We start from the raw sequence: 17,267 nt of genomic DNA, 5'->3' as shown, positions 1-17,267 counted from the left end.
CTCCAAATTCATGTGATCTGCGGCCTCGGCCGTAAAGAACGCCAGATCGGGATAATCCTGTGGCGGCGCTCCGTCTGTTCCCCGCGTAACGTTACCTATGGTTAACGACAGGTTGCAGTTCTTCGGCAGCGAGTGCGCCGATGGTTCCAGGGGCAGCTGAGAACAGTGGATTACCGTCCCTGACGTAGCGCGACCATGTTTTGGACAAGTTTGTCGCAACCACTCGCCGATGATTGCGTTATGCGCGGAAGGCAAGGAGGCCTACAATGGAGGTTGCGGGGAAGATTGCCGGTCTGGTACTCACCCTCGTTGCAGCGATGACGATCGCCGCCGGGACGGCTGCAGCTGATCCCTGGAAAGACGAAAGCGGTCACGGACGATGGATTCCTCGCTACCAGGAGCGCCATGATTGGAACCCCCGGCGCCACTACCGCGAGCATCGGTACCGCAGCGCCTACAAAGAGGAATATCGGCGCGGCAATTGCAAGATCGAGCGCAAGTGGGACGCCGACGAATACAAGGAAGAGATCAAGTGCAAGCGCGGCCGCTGGGCTCCAGCCTACGATGATCTATACTGATCCACTACGCGCCTACAGGCTTCTCACTGCGGGCGCCCAAACGCCAGCAGCAGGCGAAGACGTATCTCTCCTGGACGCCTTGTCCAAAGGGAGCGGCTGATCGGGAGCTCGGATGGCCGAAAGCGAAGTCGCGTCGGAAGGTCGGGACGACGAGGGGTCGGGTGGGCCTCTGTTCGATCGTGATCACTGCCCCGAGCAGCAGAGGTTGGATTTTGCCAAGACGCGGAAGGCCCTTGCCGGAGTTGGACGCGCCCTCACGAGGCTTGGCCGAGCCCTCCGCGAGGAGGTGCCGCCGGCTGTGCGCAGGGCGGCTGGAATAATCGGCACGGGCGTCATTTCCCTTCGCGGGCGACTGAGGAGAAATCCGACGCGGTCTGCCATCGACGTGCCTGTAGCAGCTCGCTCATCGCTGCGAAGCTTTCGAAGCGGGCGCTGGAGGGAAGGCGATTCAAGCAGGAGCAATCACGGCCCGACAGCAAGAATGGTGGCGCGTAGTGCCCTGATCGGAAGCGCCGGATTCCTTGTGCTCCTGATCGCCGTCTTCGCCTGGGCCTTGGCGGACGTTCCTTGGGACGAGATTGCCGATGGCTCGCTGAAGCCGGTTGTGGTGCTTGAAACGGCGGATGGCAAGCCGTTGGTGAGCCAGGGACCGTTCCAGGGCTCCTATGCGGCGCGAGAGGATTTTCCTCAGCACCTGATCGATGCCGTACTCGCGAGGGAGGACCGTCGCTTCTATGCGCATTTCGGCATCGATCTCAGGGGCATCGCCCGGGCAATCTATGCCAATCTCGGGGCGGGGGAAGTCGTCCAAGGCGGCAGCACGATCACCCAGCAGCTGATCAAGATCCTCTATCTGGAGCGGGACCGCACCTGGAAGCGGAAGATACAGGAGGCGGTGATCGCCTTCTGGCTGGAGCGCAAGCTCGGCAAGGACGAGATCCTCACCCGTTACCTGAACAATATCTATCTCGGCGCGGGTGCGACCGGGGTGCCGGCAGCCGCCCGCATCTATTTCGACAAGGACGTGCACGAACTCAATGTAGGCGAGTCGGCAATGCTCGCGGGAATCATCCGTGCGCCCTCGCAGCTCAATCCGTTTAGCAATCCGGAGGGCGCCCGCAGTCAGGCCGAATCGGTCCTCGAAGCCATGCGCAAGGGAGGCACGATCACCGCAGAACAGGCCGAGACGGCGCGGGCAGAATTTGCGGACCTTCAGCCGACGACGCCGGCGACCCGTTCCGGCAGCTGGTTTGCCGATTGGGTCATGCAGGATGCGCGCGAACTTGCAGGTCCCTATCGCGGCACCATTGAGATCAGGACGACAATGGTGGCGAGATTGCAGTCGATCGCCGAAAAGGTCGTCGCCGACGCGCTCAAGCGGGAAGGCGCAAAGGTTGGCGCATCGCAGGCATCGCTGGTGGCGATGACGCCTGAAGGCGCCGTGGTCGCCATGGTCGGCGGGCGCGACTATTCGAAGAATACTTTCAACCGCGCCGTCTCGGCCATGCGCCAGCCTGGCTCGGCATTCAAGCTTTTCGTCTACTATGCCGCGCTCAAGGCGGGTCTCACGCCCTTCGATCCCATCGACGATGCCCCGATCGACATAGGCGGCTGGTCGCCGGAGAATTTCGGCGGCGGCTATAGCGGTCCGGTCAGCATTGCGGAAGCCTTCGCACGCTCGCTGAACGCGGCCACCGTGGCCTTGGCGATGGAGGTCGGGATAGACCGCGTCGTCGAAGCCGCGCGAGAACTCGGGATCGATGCAGAGCTCATCGACACGCCGAGCATTGCGCTCGGCTCCTCGGAAGTGAACTTGCTCGACCTGACGGGCGCCTACGCATCCGTTCGGGCGGGCAGGGCGCCAATCGAGCCCTGGGGCATCGTGTCGCTGCACGCCGAGGGCCAGCCGCAGGCCTTCCGCGTCGGCCCGGCCAAAAAACCGACGACCGACATCAGCCAGTATCGGCCGGATCTCGTCGGTCTGCTGCGACTGGTCGTTACACGGGGAACTGGCCGCGAGGCCGACATAGGAGCGCTGGCGGCCGGCAAAACCGGCACCAGCCAGAACCACCGCGACGCCTGGTTCATCGGCTTCACCGAGCCGCTGATCGTCGGCGTATGGGTCGGCAACGACGACGAGAAACCGATGAAGGACGTCACCGGCGGCAAGCTGCCTGCAAAGATCTGGCGGAACTTCATGACTGCGGCCCTGGCCGAGGGCGGTCCGGAGGAGGCCGAGCCGAGGGTCGCCGGCTCCGCCCCGGCTTGCAACTTCCGCGCCTGCGCGAGAGCTTACCGTTCGTTCCGCCCCGACGATTGTACATTCCAGCCTTATCACGGGCCGCGGAGGCTGTGCGAGAAATAGCTACAGCGCCGCGCGTCCTATCTCAGACGCGCAAAGTCCCTGTAGCGCCTTGAATGGCTGCATGTCCTTTGTCCTTAATTCGGGGTCGACTAAAGGAGACATGCGGCAACTGTACGAAAACAGAGCAAAGAGTGCTCGCCTGAAGCCATCTGCAAACCAATTAATTTAGTCATTTCTGAATTTACCAGCAGTATGGTGTCGCCATGCGCGGCTTGCTAATGACCATCGTCATCCTGGCTGCCCTTTGGGCGACCGATCGGATCGCCTGCCAGGGGCGCTATAGCCGTGCTTTCTGGCACCAATCGGCGGAGCAATCCGATTACGTCCGATATCATTTCCACCGTTTGATCGCCTTCGCGATGCGATAGGGCTGTTTCCCGGTCTTTTCAGCTCCCGAACGAGTGCAAGGAGGGAAGGGAACGTGACGACGTTGTCGCGCCCCGCCTGCTGCACCGCGCGCCGTAATGCTTTGAATTCCCGTATGTTTCTATTGGAATCCGATGAATGGAAACTGCAGCAGGAAACTTCCTTTAACTCCGGGCGTTCTCCGCTGAGTGCGTATAGCTCCTATTTGACAAACCCGAATTTGCGCAGTCGTATGACGGCGCCCAAGGAGTATAGGGGGAACCGGTGACTGCCTCCCTCGACCATGTACCTGTACGAGCAAAAAGTTTGCGCCAGTTTCTGGCGTTGACTCTTGGGTCGGTGGGGGTGGTTTACGGCGACATCGGCACAAGCCCCCTCTATGCCTTCCGCGAGGCAATGCGGCCTTTTGCTGGCGGCGGTGTCGAGCGAGAAGAGGTTATCGGCCTCATCTCCCTGATGCTCTGGACCCTGACAGTCATCGTTACCTGCAAATACGTCCTGTTTCTGCTGCGTGCGGACAATGATGGCGAAGGCGGCACGCTGTCGCTGCTTGCCCTGCTGATGAAGAGAGCGCCGCGCTATACGACCTTGATGTTTGCCGCCGGAATTCTGGGCGCCGCTTTGTTTATCGGCGACGCGATGATCACGCCGGCCCTTTCGGTACTGTCCGCCGTCGAGGGGTTGAGGCTCGTGACCCCAGCCTTACACGATTATGTCTTGCCGATTTCGGTCGCGATCATGGTGCTGCTGTTTGCCATCCAGTCCCAAGGTACGGGGGCCGTGTCGAGATTCTTCGGCCCAATCACCCTCGTCTGGTTTCTTCTCCTTGGAGGGGCCGGTGTCGCCCACGTCGGCGACGATCTGGGAATTCTCGCGGCGTTCAATCCCTTCCATGCAGTCGTGTTTCTTTGGAATGCCGGCCTCGTGGGCTTTATCGTGCTCGGGGCCGTTTTCCTTACGGTGACAGGCGCCGAGGCCCTTTATGCGGATCTCGGTCACTTCGGCCGGCGCCCGATCCAGGCGGCCTGGTTCGCCGTGGTCTTCCCGGCTCTGGCCTTGAACTACCTCGGTCAGGGCGCGCTCGTTCTGTCCCATCCGGATGCCGCCTCCAATCCATTTTTCCTGATGTTCCCGAAGTGGGCGATCCTGCCGGTGGTGATCCTTGCCACCGCCGCAACGATCATCGCCAGCCAATCGGTGATCACCGGAGCCTTTTCGCTCGTGCGGCAAGCGATCCATCTTGGCTTCCTGCCGCGATTGCAGATCTGCTTCACCTCGGAAACCCAGACGGGCCAGATCTATCTGCCGTGGGTCAACACCGCGCTCCTGACCGGGGTGCTTGTTCTCATGCTTGTATTCGGCAGTTCCGAATCGCTTGCCCCCGCCTACGGCGTCTCAATCAGCGGCGCCATGATCATCGACACGATCCTCGCCTTCGCCTTTGTCCGTTATCTGTGGAACTGGCCCGGCTTGACCGCTACGGCCTTCCTGCTCCCGCTATTCTTGCTGGAAGCGATCTTTCTCGGCGCGAACCTCTTCAAGATCCACCACGGCGGCTATGTTCCCATCCTTTTCGCCGCCACGGTGATGACGATGATGTGGACCTGGCGAAAAGGTGTGAAGCTGCTGCGCGATAAGACGGCGCGACACGAAATTCCGCTGAGCCAGTTCATAGCCGCAGCCGAACGAAAGTCAGAACACGCTCCCGTCGTCGTCCCCGGAACGGCGATCTTCCTCACGGCCACCCCGGATACCACCCCGGCGGTTCTCTTGCACAACATCAAGCACAATCACGTGCTTCATCAGCACAACGTGATCCTGACGATCAAGACCGCCAGAGTGCCCTATGTCCCGGAGAAGGACCGTTTCACCCTCACGAAGCTCTCCGAACGATTCAGCAAACTGGAGCTGCGCTTCGGCTTCATGGACGAACAGAATGTGTCGCAGGCGCTTGCGCAATGCCGAAAGGCAGGCCTCAAGTTTGAGATCATGGCGACGTCGTTCTATCTGGGCAGGCGGAAGCTCATTGCAGACCCGAACTCCGGCATGCCGCTCTGGCAGGACAAACTCTTCATCGCCATGGCGGCATCGGCGATCGACCCGACCGACTATTTCCACCTGCCCCCAAACCGGGTCGTCGAGCTGGGAGAGCAAGTGGTCGTGTAGCGTCGGCGCGCTCGTACGCGCAGCAAGCGCTGTTCTTTTGAATTTTCCTTGGGATAGGCTGGTGCTGCTAGAGAGATTTGAACTCTCGGCCTCTCCCTTACCAAGGGAGTGCTCTACCCCTGAGCTATAGCAGCATCCGGCGGCGGTCTGTGACGAGCCGCAGCAAGCGAGCGCCTATTGCCATAGCTTGAGAGAGAGCGCAAGCCGCGTTTCGAAGATTTTGGCCCGACGGCATCTCCGAGCCGCCTCGTGGAGCCGGAATCAAACCACGGCAGCCTATGATTTCAGCTGCTTGACTGCTGGAGTGACGGGAACGCGGCCCGGTGTGTTTCAGAGTTCCACATCGGCGGAATCGGCTTTGCCGCTTCCGAAATCGCCGCATTTGCGCTAATCCATGCTCCATGCAGAAGAGTGACGACAAGGGGCGCACACCGGGCTCGCGAAGCGGCGCGCATGAAGCCGCGAACGAGGCGGAGGCGCGGCGCCAACGGTTGGCAAAGAACCTGCGCGACAATCTCCAGCGCCGCAAGCAACAGGCCCGTGCGCGCCGGTCGGGCGGGGCCGACGAGACCTCAGGCCTGCCCGCCGCAAAAACGGACGAATCGGAAGATTAGGTCCTGGCGCGATCGAGGACGGCACGAATGACGCGTGGCCCTCGCCGCCGACGCAATCTCTTTGACTTGCATTTCAAGGCACTTCTATTTTCTCGGCATCTCCACTAAGAGACGCCCCTTAGCAACACTGGATATTGGAAAGCGGGCGGCGCCCGTACGAGAGGTCTCATGGATCGCATCAGGATCGTTGGCGGAAATGAACTGCGCGGGGTCATCCCCATTTCCGGCGCGAAGAACGCCGCCTTGCCGCTGATGATCGCGTCGCTCCTGACCGACGATACGCTGACCTTGGAAAACGTGCCGCATCTCGCCGATGTCGAGCAGCTGATCCGCATTCTCGGCAATCATGGTGCCGACATTTCCGTCAATGGCCGGCGCGAGCGCCAGGGCGAAAGCTATGCCCGCACGATCCATTTCACGAGCCGCAATATCGTCTCGACCACGGCTCCCTATGAGCTCGTCTCGAAAATGCGGGCAAGTTTCTGGGTCATCGGGCCGTTGCTTGCTCGCGAAGGCAAGGCGCGCGTGTCGCTGCCGGGCGGCTGCGCCATCGGTACGCGTCCGGTCGATCTCTTCATCGAGGGGCTGACGGCGCTCGGCGCCGACATCGAAATCGACGGTGGTTATGTCAATGCCACGGCACCGCAAGGCGGGCTCATCGGCGGACGCTACGTGTTTCCGAAGGTGTCGGTCGGCGCCACGCATGTGATGATGATGGCGGCGACCCTTGCCAACGGTACGACGGTTATCGGCAACGCGGCGCGCGAGCCCGAAGTCGCCGACCTCGCCCGCTGCCTCAATGCCATGGGTGCGAAGATTTCCGGCCACGGCACGAGCTCGATCACGATCGAGGGCGTGCGCTCGCTGTCGGGGGCGCGCCACCGGGTGCTGCCCGACCGCATCGAAACCGGCACCTATGCGATGGCGGTGGCGATGGCCGGCGGCGACGTCATTCTCGAGGATACCGATGCGAGCCTGCTCGAGACGGCGCTCGAGGCGATCCGCCGGGCGGGCGCCGAGATCAGCGCGACGAACAGCGGCATCCGGGTGGTGCGCAATGGCGCCGGGATACGGCCGGTCGATATCGTCACCGATCCCTTCCCGGGATTCCCGACCGACCTGCAGGCCCAGTTCATGGGCCTGATGACCAAGTCGAGCGGCGTTTCCCACATCACCGAGACGATCTTCGAGAACCGTTTCATGCATGTGCAGGAGCTCGCGCGTCTGGGCGCGAAAATCTCGCTTTCCGGCCAGACGGCGAAGATCGATGGCGTCAACCGGTTGAAGGGTGCGCCGGTGATGGCGACGGACCTGCGCGCCTCCGTCTCGCTCGTCATCGCCGGCCTGGCGGCCGAAGGCGAGACGATGGTTTCCCGCGTCTATCACCTCGATCGCGGCTTTGAGCGGCTAGAGGAGAAGCTGACTCGCTGCGGCGCTCACGTAGAGCGCGTCAGCGACTGATTCGCCTCTTGACGCCTGAAACCGTTGCGGTTTCGGGCGCGTCCTATGTCCTTGGCGGTTGCGACGCAACAGGCGATGAAACAGGGATGGTTCGCATGGACGCTTTGAAACTGCTGGCACTCGACGAGGAGGACCTGAGTGTCGTGTCCGCTCACGTGCAGGACGCAGTCTTCAAGGTGGCCGGCATTCTCTACGATGGCCGCCGCCATCAATTCTCGCTGGTGATCAACCGCTTCGCCTGGGAAAAGGCCGAAGGCAAACGGCGCAATTTCGAACGGCGCCGCGCGGTCTTGCTGTTCAAGTGCGTCACCGCCGTGCGCTCCCTCGGTTTCGATCGCAGCGACGCGGAGGCGGTGCTCGATCTGCTCGCCGTGCGCTTTTCGGTCAGGGGCGAGGGCCCCGAGGGTACGATCGAGCTCGTGCTTGCCGGCGATGCCTCAATCGCACTCGACGTCGAGTGCATCGAGGCGCAGCTGACCGATACCGGCGGCGCCTGGGAAACCGCGTTCAAGCCGCGCCATCCCGAAGGCGCTTGATTGACCGCTCGTCACCATTCAAAAGGACCATCGCATTGGCTATGAGGCTGAACTCTCTCGACAGCGGCTTCGAACGTGACTTCGCCGCCTTCCTGACAACGAAGCGGGAGGTGTCGGAGGACGTCAACGCCACAGTGCGCGCCATCATCGATGACGTCCGCGCGCGAGGCGATGCGGCGCTCGCCGACTATTCCGCCCGTTTCGACGGAATCGACTTTGCAAAGACCGGCATGGCGGTCACGGCGGCCGAGATCGACGCGGCGATCGATGCGGTCGAGCCGGAAGTTCTGGGCGCGCTGAAGGTCGCGGCAACCCGGATCGAGGCGCATCATCGCCGGCAATTGCCCAAAGACGATCTCTATGAGGATTCGATGGGCGTCGGCCTCGGTTCCCGCTGGACGGCGATCGATGCGGTCGGCCTCTATGTCCCGGGCGGGACGGCAAGCTATCCGAGCTCGGTGCTGATGAACGCGCTGCCGGCGAAGGTCGCCGGCGTTCCGCGCATCGTCATGGTCGTGCCGGCGAGCGGCGGAGCGATTAACCCTGCCGTGCTCGCGGCGGCGCGGCTTGCCGGCGTCGAGGAAATCTACCGCATCGGAGGCGCGCAAGCCGTTGCGGCCCTTGCCTATGGCACGAAGACCATCGCTCCGGTGGCGAAGATCGTCGGCCCGGGCAACGCCTATGTCGCGGCTGCCAAGCGGCAGGTCTTCGGAACCGTCGGCATCGACATGATCGCCGGCCCCTCGGAAGTGCTGGTGATCGCCGACGGCGACAACGATCCGGATTGGATCGCCGCCGACCTCCTGGCGCAGGCGGAGCATGATGCCGGCGCGCAGGCGATCCTGATCACCGACGATGCCGCCTTTGGTGACGCAGTCGAAAACGCGGTCGAACGGCAGTTGAAGACCTTGCCGCGGGCGGAGACGGCGACGGCAAGCTGGCGCGACTTTGGCGCCATAATCCTGGTGCCGGAGCTCGACGACGCCGTGCCGCTCGCCAATCGCATCGCGCCGGAGCATCTCGAACTGGCAATGGCCGATCCGGACACGATGGTGCCGAAGATCCGCAATGCCGGGGCGATCTTCATCGGTCGCCATACGCCGGAGGTGATCGGCGATTATGTCGGCGGCTCCAATCATGTCCTGCCGACGGCGCGCTCGGCCCGCTTCTCGTCTGGCCTCGGGGTGCTGGATTACATGAAACGCACCTCGATCCTCCGGCTTGGCCCGGAACAATTGCGCACGCTCGGCCCGGCTGCGATCGCACTTGCGAAGTCGGAAGGGCTCGAGGCCCATGCCCGGTCCGTCGCCTTCCGCCTCAATCTCGGGGGAGAGGGATGAAGGCCGATCGCAACCTCCGGCTCTGCGACATCGTTCTGGACGAGACGATCGGCCGCTCGACACCTGACGTGGAGCACGAGCGCGCGGTTGCGATATTCGACCTCCTCGAGGAGAACCTGTTCGAACCCCTCGGCCATCCAGGCGGGCCCTACCGGCTCAATTTGTCGCTGGTCGACTCCAAGCTCGTTTTCGCGATTTCGACAGACGGTGGCACGGACGTTGCCACGCACATCCTGTCGCTCACGCCCTTTCGCCGGATCGTGAAAGATTATTTCATGATCTGCGAAAGCTATTACGAGGCGATTCGATCAGCAACGCCGAGCCAGATCGAGGCGATCGACATGGGTCGGCGCGGCATTCACAACGAGGGCTCGCAGACCTTGATGGACCGACTCTCTGGCAAGATCAGGCTGGATTTCGATACGGCGCGCCGCCTGTTCACGCTGGTCTGTGTGCTTTACTGGCGCGGCTGACGGGAGGCGGAGATGACCGGGACCGCCTTCACGGATTTCAGAACGCCCCGATCCGTTCTGTTCATGTGCCGAATGAATGCGATCCGCTCGCCAATGGCCGAGGTGATCGCGAGGGCGGCGCTGCCGAGAGGAACCTATGTCGCCTCGGCAGGCGTCCGGCACGGCGAACGCGATCCTTTCGTCGACGTCGTTCTCGAGGAGATCGGATTGAGCATCGGCCGACACCAGCCGCGCACACTCGATGAGCTCGAGGACGATTATTTCGACGTGATCGTCACCCTGGCACCGGAAGCCCATCACGTCGCGCTTGAACTGACGCGCTCTATGGCCGTCGAGGTGGTATATTGGCCGACGCCTGATCCGACGGTGGCGATGGGCACGCGGGAGCAGATCGTCGACGCCTATCGGGCGGTGCGCGACCACCTTTCCGCGCTGATCCTGAGCCGGCTCGCCGGCAACGGTCTGCGCAAGGGCGCCTGAGCGGCCTTGCTCTCGAGCGTCGCACTGACGCGGAGGAAAGTCATGAGATCACGCAGATTTTAGACAGATCGGCCTGAAATCATAACTTCTTTCGTTTCAATAAGTTGGCGCGGAATGCGGACGGGAAACCGCGCATGCTTTCCCTCCTCCCGCGCTATTGCGGAAAAGCGGCATCAAGGCGGGTTCACAAAACCCTGGCGATTGTGTAGTTTCCGCCAAAATTTCTGATGGATGCGTGGCGCATCCGCGAATAAACGCGAGAAAGAACAACCCTGCATGGCGAAAGAAGAAGTCCTCGAATTCCCGGGCGTGGTCACTGAATTGCTCCCCAACGCGACGTTCCGCGTCAAGCTTGAGAATGAGCACGAGATCATCGCCCACACGGCTGGCCGTATGCGCAAGAACCGTATCCGGGTTCTCGCGGGCGACAAGGTGCTCGTCGAAATGACTCCTTACGATCTGACGAAGGGCCGGATCACCTACCGCTTCAAGTAAGCCTCCCAGCGGCGTGCGTCACCAGACGCACAACCACAAACGTTTGATGGCTGCACATTTTTCCTTGGCTTCGACCAGACGACAAAGGGCGCTGGAGCGCCACCCCGGGATTGACGGCTCGCTTCGATGACAGTGCCCCAAAAACTGATATTGGCGTCCGGATCGCCGCGTCGCGTCGAGCTTCTGGTGCAGGTCGGTATCGAGCCTGCCCGGCTGCTCCCCATGGACCTAGACGAAACGCCAAAGCGTGCCGAGCATCCGCGCTCGCTGGCGCGCCGACTTTCGGCGGAGAAGGCGAAGGCGGCGCTGGCGGCGATCAAGGGGGAAGCGGACTGGCACGGCAGCTACATTCTCGCGGCCGATACCGTCGTCTGTGTCGGCCGCCGCATCCTGCCGAAGCCGGAGCTCATCAGCGAGGCATCGAGTGCGCTGCATCTCCTCTCCGGCCGCAGCCATCGCGTTTATACGGGCATCTGCCTCGTGACGCCCGACCGGACGTTCCGGCAGAAGGTCGTCGACACCAAGGTGCGCTTCAAGCGCCTTTCGAACCTGGACATCGAGAGCTATCTTGCCTCCGGCCAATGGCGCGGCAAAGCCGGCGGCTATGCCATCCAGGGCATTGCCGGAAGTTTTGTCGTCAAGCTCGTCGGCTCCTATACAAATGTGGTAGGCTTGCCGCTCTATGAGACCGTCAACCTCCTCGTCGGCGAGGGGTTTGACGTGCATGGCAGCTGGATTGAAGGCTGAAGGCCAGTGACCGGGGAAGGCAAGAAAAGCGGTTCGAACGTCGAGCCCCTGCGCGCAACGCGGCCCTGTCCGGAATGCGGTCGTCCGTCGGTGCGCGAGCACTATCCCTTCTGCTCCGAGCGTTGTCGCAATGTCGATCTCAACCGCTGGCTCTCGGGATCCTATGCGATTCCTGTTGCCGACGACGAGTCGAAGGCGGATGACGGCGACGAGCGCTGACGGTCCGCGCTCCTCCAATCAAGTCCGGGTGATCCTGCTGAAACCCTTGGCTTTTCGCCGTTTTTCCACTGCCGACCAAATTCGTCAAAAAAGAATCGATTGATGCTGGACACGGCCGAACAAGATGTTATAACCGCGCTCGCTTCCGGCGGCGAACCAAGCGCCCCGGCGGTTTCTCAAGAAGAAGCCGTTGCCATCAACGGCAAAATGCCCGGATAGCTCAGTTGGTAGAGCAGCGGATTGAAAATCCGCGTGTCGGTGGTTCGAATCCGCCTCCGGGCACCATTAGCTTGCTAAAGATCGTAAAATCTCGGGGTTGCAGTTCGCATCTTGTCGGATGCGGCGGCACGTTGCCTCACCTCGCCTGCGGGCTAAGCCTCATTGGCAGGATGACTCGTTAACCAAGTTGTCGGACAATTCCAGGGTATCGGGAGGGGCGGGTCGCAAAGCCGTTTGGTCGGCGCGGCCCGGCTGTCGTGTCTGCGTTCATCCGAATGGGCCGCAGGCAAGGGGCGAGGAAATGACCACGCACATGATGAAGCTGTTGATGAGCATCATCGCCGGGCTTTCGCTCGGTTCGCTCATGGTCCTGTTGGCCGTGCTCTAAGCGGCTTGAAAGTGAGAAATCGCTCGAATCCGCGGGCTGCCGCGACCGGCGGGCGGCGGACGCTCACGTTTCCGAGACGTCGATCCATTCCGCGCCGGTCAGTTCCGCCATCCGGTGAGGGCTGATGTGGACCGCGGCATTGGTCGCGCCGGCGGCCGGCACGACGATATCGAACGCTTTCAAGGATTCATCGCAATAGACGCTATGCGGCCTTGCAAGACCGAAGGGGCAGACACCGCCGACCGGATGGCCGGTTTCGGCCTCCAACTCCGCGAGGTCGAGCATACGCGCCTTGGTGCCAAAGCGGGCCTTGTACTTCCTGTTGTCGAGCCGCGCGTCACCGCGGGTAACGATCAGGATCACATCGTCGCCGACACGCAGCGCCAGCGTCTTGGCGATCTGCGCCGGCTCGACGCCGTGGCCTTCGGCCGCGAGCGCCACGGTCGCGGTGCTCTGCTTGAGTTCGATGACATCGATGTCCGGGGCGTGTTCCAAGAAGAATGCTTTGACGGAGGCGAGGCTCATTTCGGGCGATCTGGGCTGGTGAATGACAAAAGCACACCGGTGGCGCAAGCATTACACCGGTGTCGCGGGGACGCGCGAATGTCTCAGTCGTCGTTCGAGGCGTCAAGCTCCTCCGGCCGCATGCCCTCCTGCTGTGGCGGCAGATAACCGTGGCTTGCGAACCAGTTTTCCAGGATCGTGGAGATTGCCTGCTCGCGCGTAAGGCTGCCCTGATGATCGTTGATGTAGGTTTGGAGTGCCGTCTCGATCTTGTCGCCATAGATGTCGTTCATTCTTTCCTCCGCTCATCCTTCTTGAAAACCGCGCGCCATGGATTCCTGCAGCGCCGTGCTCTCTCATGATTTGGTGCCTGGACCCGCAATATCCAAGGGATCGTGCGTGAGGCCGCCATCGCGCCTTCAGGCTTGTTTGACGATGCGGATCAGCACCAGAAGAATGACAGCGCCGATCGTCGCATGAATGATCGCAGCAAGAATGCCGGTGCCGAGCGTGACGCCGAGGGCCGGAAACAGATAACCGGCAATGAGAGCACCGAGGATGCCGACCACCATATTGCCGATCAGCCCGAAACCGAAGCCGCTCACGATCAGACCGGCGAGCCACCCGGCCACAGCCCCGACGAGCAGGTATACCAGAATGCTTTCGATGCCCATTGATTCTCCTCTCGGAAGGCGCGATTCGCTCTTGGAAAGATAACTTCTCCCTTGAGATCAGATACGGCAAATTCGGGCGCGCAGGCGATTTTCTGCGCGAATGGGATTTCTGCTCGCGGAGCGAAAAGGCAGCGACGAAAAGCCCCGGTCCGAAACGAACCGGGGCCATGAATGCGGTAGCAATTGATCAAGGTCGCCTCAGACGATACCGCCGCCACCGCCGGCGACTGCCGGCCGTTCGACCGCCACCTTGGTGCGGTAGCCGCTTGCCCTGTAGGTCGCAACCGGTGCGATCGCGCCGCCCGCTTCGAGGCGGGCCATGGCGAGGATCGGCTCGACGTCGGTGCGGAAGGCCAGCTTCAGCGTTTCGGACGCCATCAGCGCGTCATTCTCCTGCTGATAGCCGTCGAGCGCCTCGCGGTCGACGATCAGCGCCTGGACATAGGCGCGGCAGACTTCCGTCGCGCTCGTCATCAGGCTTTCGATCGGATCCGTCACATTGTGGCTCTGGTCGAGCATATGCGCCGGATCAAAGCCCTTCGCGCCGCGCGTCTCGGCGTCGACGAGCTCGTTGAAGACCAGGAAGAGCCGATACGGATCGATCGAGCCGGTATCGAGGTCGTCGTCGCCATATTTCGAGTCATTGAAGTGGAAGCCACCGAGTTTCCTGAACTGGATCAACCTGGCGACGATCATCTCGATGTTGACGTTCGGTGCGTGATGTCCGAGATCGACTAGGCAGAAGGCCTTAGGGCCGAGCTCCTGGGCGATCAGGTAGTTGGTTCCCCAGTCCTGCACCACGGTCGAGTAGAAGGCCGGCTCATACATCTTGTGTTCGGTGAAGACGCGCCAGTCGTCGGGGAGCGCCGCATAGACCTGCTTCATCGAATCCAGATAGCGCTCGAAGGCACGGGTGAAATTGCTCTGGCCCGGGAAGTTCGAACCGTCGCCGATCCAGACCGTCAGCGCCTTCGAGCCGAGCGCCTTGCCGATCTCGATGCATTCGAGATTGTGCTCGACCGCCTGCCGGCGCGTCGCCGCGTCGGTGTGGGTGAGCGACCCGAACTTGTAGGAATGCGCCTGGCCGGGTGCATCGGAGAAGGTATTGGAGTTCATGGCGTCGAAGCTCAAGCCAAGGGCCGTGCCCTTCTCCTTCAGCGCCGAAAGATCGGAGACCGTGTCCCAGGGGATGTGAAGCGATACGCTCGGAGTCGCGCGCGTCAGCTGATGGATGACCCCACAATCTTCAAGCTTATCGTAAATATTGCGCGGCTCGCCGGGCCCGGGGAAACGGGCAAAGCGGGTGCCGCCGGTGCCGACACCCCAGGATGGGACGGCGACGCCATAAGCCGCGACCTTCCTCTTGATGGATTCGATGTCGATGCCGCGGCGGGAGAGCCGTTCGCCGAGGCCTTCATAGTCACGCTTGAGAGCTTCCTTGCGGCTCTCGTTCTCAGCTTCGATAACGGATGTGCTGATCATGGAGGTCATGGCAGCCTCCTTCTCAGCGCGTGAACGACTGGGCATTGCCCGCGTCGACATTGACGATGTTGCCGGTCGATTTCGCCGACATGTCGGAGGCGAGGAAGTAGACCGCTTCCGCGATGTCCTCCGGGAAAACGCTGAGCTTCAGCATGGAGCGCTCGCGATAATGCGCCTCCAACTCGTCGACGTCCATTTTGTAGGCGGCGGCGCGCTGTTCCTTCCATTCGCCGGTCCAGATCTTCGAGCCGCGTAAGACCGCATCGGGATTGACGACATTGACGCGGATCTGCGCCGACGCGCCCTCGAGCGCCAGGCAGCGGGCGAGGTGGATCTCCGCGGCCTTGGCGGTGCAATAGGCCGACGCGCCGGGCGAGGCGGCAAGGCCGTTCTTCGAAGCGACGAAAACGATGTTGCCGCCGGCATTCTGAATACGGAAAATGCGGAAGGCTTCGCGCGAGACCAGGAAATAGCCCGTCGCCAGGATGTCCATGTTCCTGTTCCAGAGCGCGAGCGTCGTGTCCTCGATCGCCGCCGAGGAGGCAAGGCCGGCATTGGAAACAAGAATGTCGAGGCCGCCGAACGCAAGCAGCGTGTCGCCGAAGCCGGTTTCGACCGCCGCTTCGCTCGTCACGTTCATGTTGACCGCTCGGACGAAATCCTTGCCATAGCGACCGGCAAGCTCGCTTTCGGCCGCTTCGAGCGCCGCTTCGTCGATATCGGCGAGGACGACGCAGGCGCCCTCCTGGATCAGCCGGGTGGCCGTCGCCTTGCCGATGCCCCCGGCACCGCCGGTGACGAGGGCGATACGCCCGGCAAGACTCTTCGGCTTCGGCATGCGCTGTAGTTTCGCTTCCTCGAGCAGCCAGTATTCGATGTCGAAAGCTTCCTGCTCCGGCAGGCCGACATAGGTCGAAACGCCGGAGGCGCCGCGCATGACATTGATCGCGTTGACGTAGAATTCGCCGGAGATGCGCGCCGTCGCCTTGTCTTTTGCAAAAGTGATCATGCCGACGCCCGGAACGAGGTAGACGACGGCATTCGGGTCGCGCATCGCCGGGCTGTCGGAGCGCTTGCAGCGCTCGTAATACGCCGCGTAGTCGGCGCGATAGGCGGCTATCGCTTTGGGAAGGCCGGCAAGCGTCTTCTCGACATCCGGCTTTGCCGGATCGAAATCGATCACCAGCGGCCGGATCTTCGTCCTGAGGAAGTGGTCCGGGCAGCTCGTCCCGAGCGCGGCGAGTGACTGTAAATCTCTTGACGAGACGAAATCGAGAACTGCCTGGCTGTCGTCGAAATGGCCGACCTTCTTTTCCTCGGCGCTGATCAGCCCGCGGATCACCGGCATCAGCCGCTTTGCAACAGTGGCGCGCTCGGCGGCTTCTAGCACCGGCTTCACCGCCCCGCCGAAGACTGGTGCCCCATTCTCGCCCTCGAACCAGGCGATCGCGCGGTTGATGATATCGATCGTCGTCTCATAGGCCCCCTTGGCCGTGTCTCCCCAGGTGAAGAGGCCATGGCTCTCGAGCACCACGCCGCGTGCCTTCGGGTTTTCGAGGCAGAATTTTTCGAGCCAGAGGCCGAGCTCGTAACCCGGGCGTTTCCAGGGCAGCCAGCCGATCTCGTCGCCGAAGATCTTTTGCGTCAATTCCTTGCTGTTCTTCGAGGCGGCAATGGCGATGATCGCATCCGGGTGCATGTGGTCGACATGCGCCTTCGGCACATAGGCGTGCAGCGGCGTATCGATCGAGGCGGCGCGCGGATTGAGATTGAAGGTGCAATGCGGCAGGTAGCCGACCATCTCGTCTTCGAATTCGACGCCGCGATAGATACCCTTCAGCGCTCGGAGCTTATCCATGTAAAGCGTGGCGAAGCCGTCCATCTTGATGGTGCCGACATCGCCGCCCGATCCCTTGACCCACAGCACCTCGACCGTCTCGCCGGTCAGCGGGTCCTTCTGCATGACTTTTGCGGAGGTGTTGCCGCCACCGTAATTGGTAATGCGTTTGTCGGAGCCGAGCAGGTTCGACCGATAGAGGAGCCGCTCGGGCTCGCTCATCCCCGCCGCCTTGGTGTCGTCCCAGAGATTGGCCAGGCGTGCGCCCTGTTGCTTGTCGAGCATGTCGAATTCCTCCCGGTCGGTGGCCCGCTTGTGCTTAC

17 protein-coding genes and 2 tRNA genes are annotated in these 17,267 nt (G+C 62.1%); 13 read left to right on the top strand and 6 right to left on the bottom strand.

Features of this window, described 5'->3' with window-relative positions; genetic code table 11:
* Nucleotides 1-266: 266 nt before the first annotated feature.
* The 3 genes from J2Z31_RS10745 (at nucleotide 267) to J2Z31_RS10735 (ending at nucleotide 5,475) form a co-directional block, all read left to right on the top strand.
* The gene (locus J2Z31_RS10745; protein WP_234939356.1) at nucleotides 267-578 is read left to right on the top strand and encodes a hypothetical protein; all 312 of its coding nucleotides are present in this window, start codon (nucleotides 267-269) and stop codon (nucleotides 576-578) included.
* A 112-nt stretch (nucleotides 579-690) separates the two neighbouring features.
* The gene (locus J2Z31_RS10740) at nucleotides 691-2,943 is read left to right on the top strand and encodes a PBP1A family penicillin-binding protein (RefSeq protein WP_209601874.1); all 2,253 of its coding nucleotides are present in this window, start codon (nucleotides 691-693) and stop codon (nucleotides 2,941-2,943) included.
* A gap of 630 nt (nucleotides 2,944-3,573) precedes the next feature.
* On the top strand, nucleotides 3,574-5,475 hold the full coding sequence (locus J2Z31_RS10735; RefSeq protein WP_209601873.1) for a potassium transporter Kup: 1,902 nt from the start codon (nucleotides 3,574-3,576) through the stop codon (nucleotides 5,473-5,475).
* Nucleotides 5,476-5,534: 59 nt separating this feature from the next.
* Here the strand turns inward: J2Z31_RS10735 and J2Z31_RS10730 are convergent.
* A tRNA-Thr gene (locus tag J2Z31_RS10730) sits at nucleotides 5,535-5,609 on the bottom strand.
* Between the two features lie 267 nt (nucleotides 5,610-5,876).
* Between J2Z31_RS10730 and J2Z31_RS10725 the strand changes: the two genes are divergently transcribed.
* The 10 genes from J2Z31_RS10725 to J2Z31_RS10680 all read left to right on the top strand — a co-directional run bounded on the left by J2Z31_RS10725 (nucleotide 5,877) and on the right by J2Z31_RS10680 (nucleotide 12,125).
* On the top strand, nucleotides 5,877-6,089 hold the full coding sequence (locus tag J2Z31_RS10725; protein ID WP_209601872.1) for a hypothetical protein: 213 nt from the start codon (nucleotides 5,877-5,879) through the stop codon (nucleotides 6,087-6,089).
* A 168-nt stretch (nucleotides 6,090-6,257) separates the two neighbouring features.
* Nucleotides 6,258-7,550 (top strand): UDP-N-acetylglucosamine 1-carboxyvinyltransferase, encoded by a 1,293-nt coding sequence (gene murA, locus J2Z31_RS10720; protein WP_209601871.1) that lies wholly within the window; start codon nucleotides 6,258-6,260, stop codon nucleotides 7,548-7,550.
* 95 nt (nucleotides 7,551-7,645) lie between these two features.
* A complete protein-coding gene (locus J2Z31_RS10715) occupies nucleotides 7,646-8,086 on the top strand; it encodes a DUF2948 family protein (RefSeq protein WP_209601870.1) in 441 nt (146 codons plus the stop codon).
* 41 nt (nucleotides 8,087-8,127) lie between these two features.
* Complete coding sequence (hisD, locus tag J2Z31_RS10710; protein WP_408022030.1) at nucleotides 8,128-9,426, top strand: histidinol dehydrogenase; 1,299 nt, start codon at nucleotides 8,128-8,130, stop codon at nucleotides 9,424-9,426.
* Nucleotides 9,423-9,899, top strand: coding sequence for a UPF0262 family protein (locus tag J2Z31_RS10705; RefSeq protein WP_209601868.1), 477 nt, complete (start codon nucleotides 9,423-9,425; stop codon nucleotides 9,897-9,899). Before hisD ends, J2Z31_RS10705 begins: the two co-directional genes overlap by 4 nt.
* A gap of 12 nt (nucleotides 9,900-9,911) precedes the next feature.
* The gene (locus tag J2Z31_RS10700; RefSeq protein ID WP_209601867.1) at nucleotides 9,912-10,379 is read left to right on the top strand and encodes an arsenate-mycothiol transferase ArsC; all 468 of its coding nucleotides are present in this window, start codon (nucleotides 9,912-9,914) and stop codon (nucleotides 10,377-10,379) included.
* Between the two features lie 276 nt (nucleotides 10,380-10,655).
* Nucleotides 10,656-10,874 (top strand): translation initiation factor IF-1, encoded by a 219-nt coding sequence (gene infA / locus J2Z31_RS10695; RefSeq protein WP_004435948.1) that lies wholly within the window; start codon nucleotides 10,656-10,658, stop codon nucleotides 10,872-10,874.
* A gap of 126 nt (nucleotides 10,875-11,000) precedes the next feature.
* Entirely contained in the window at nucleotides 11,001-11,621 is a 621-nt protein-coding gene (locus tag J2Z31_RS10690; RefSeq protein WP_209601866.1) for a Maf-like protein, read from the top strand.
* Nucleotides 11,622-11,627: 6 nt separating this feature from the next.
* Nucleotides 11,628-11,840 carry a DNA gyrase inhibitor YacG gene (yacG, locus tag J2Z31_RS10685; protein ID WP_209601865.1) on the top strand — a complete coding sequence of 71 codons (213 nt, stop codon included), beginning with the start codon at nucleotides 11,628-11,630 and terminating at the stop codon, nucleotides 11,838-11,840.
* Nucleotides 11,841-12,049: 209 nt separating this feature from the next.
* A tRNA-Phe gene (locus tag J2Z31_RS10680) sits at nucleotides 12,050-12,125 on the top strand.
* A gap of 385 nt (nucleotides 12,126-12,510) precedes the next feature.
* On the opposite strand, the gene J2Z31_RS10675 is transcribed toward J2Z31_RS10680, so the two are convergent.
* The 5 genes from J2Z31_RS10675 to J2Z31_RS10655 all read right to left on the bottom strand — a co-directional run bounded on the left by J2Z31_RS10675 (nucleotide 12,511) and on the right by J2Z31_RS10655 (nucleotide 17,229).
* On the bottom strand, nucleotides 12,511-12,972 hold the full coding sequence (locus tag J2Z31_RS10675) for a YbaK/EbsC family protein (RefSeq protein ID WP_209601864.1): 462 nt from the start codon (nucleotides 12,970-12,972) through the stop codon (nucleotides 12,511-12,513).
* A gap of 83 nt (nucleotides 12,973-13,055) precedes the next feature.
* Entirely contained in the window at nucleotides 13,056-13,244 is a 189-nt protein-coding gene (locus tag J2Z31_RS10670) for a hypothetical protein (protein WP_209601863.1), read from the bottom strand.
* Between the two features lie 126 nt (nucleotides 13,245-13,370).
* Nucleotides 13,371-13,625: a GlsB/YeaQ/YmgE family stress response membrane protein gene (locus J2Z31_RS10665; protein WP_209601862.1), complete on the bottom strand. Its 255-nt coding sequence runs from the start codon at nucleotides 13,623-13,625 to the stop codon at nucleotides 13,371-13,373.
* A 198-nt stretch (nucleotides 13,626-13,823) separates the two neighbouring features.
* The gene (gene rhaI / locus J2Z31_RS10660; protein ID WP_209601861.1) at nucleotides 13,824-15,116 is read right to left on the bottom strand and encodes an L-rhamnose catabolism isomerase; all 1,293 of its coding nucleotides are present in this window, start codon (nucleotides 15,114-15,116) and stop codon (nucleotides 13,824-13,826) included.
* A gap of 13 nt (nucleotides 15,117-15,129) precedes the next feature.
* Complete coding sequence (locus tag J2Z31_RS10655) at nucleotides 15,130-17,229, bottom strand: bifunctional rhamnulose-1-phosphate aldolase/short-chain dehydrogenase (protein ID WP_209601860.1); 2,100 nt, start codon at nucleotides 17,227-17,229, stop codon at nucleotides 15,130-15,132.
* Between the last annotated feature and the right edge of the window lie 38 nt (nucleotides 17,230-17,267).

Source organism: Sinorhizobium kostiense (assembly GCF_017874595.1).
GTDB classification, from domain to species: domain Bacteria; phylum Pseudomonadota; class Alphaproteobacteria; order Rhizobiales; family Rhizobiaceae; genus Sinorhizobium; species Sinorhizobium kostiense.
Note: the sequence above shows the minus strand (reverse complement) of the source record. Positions and strands in the feature narration are given on the sequence as shown.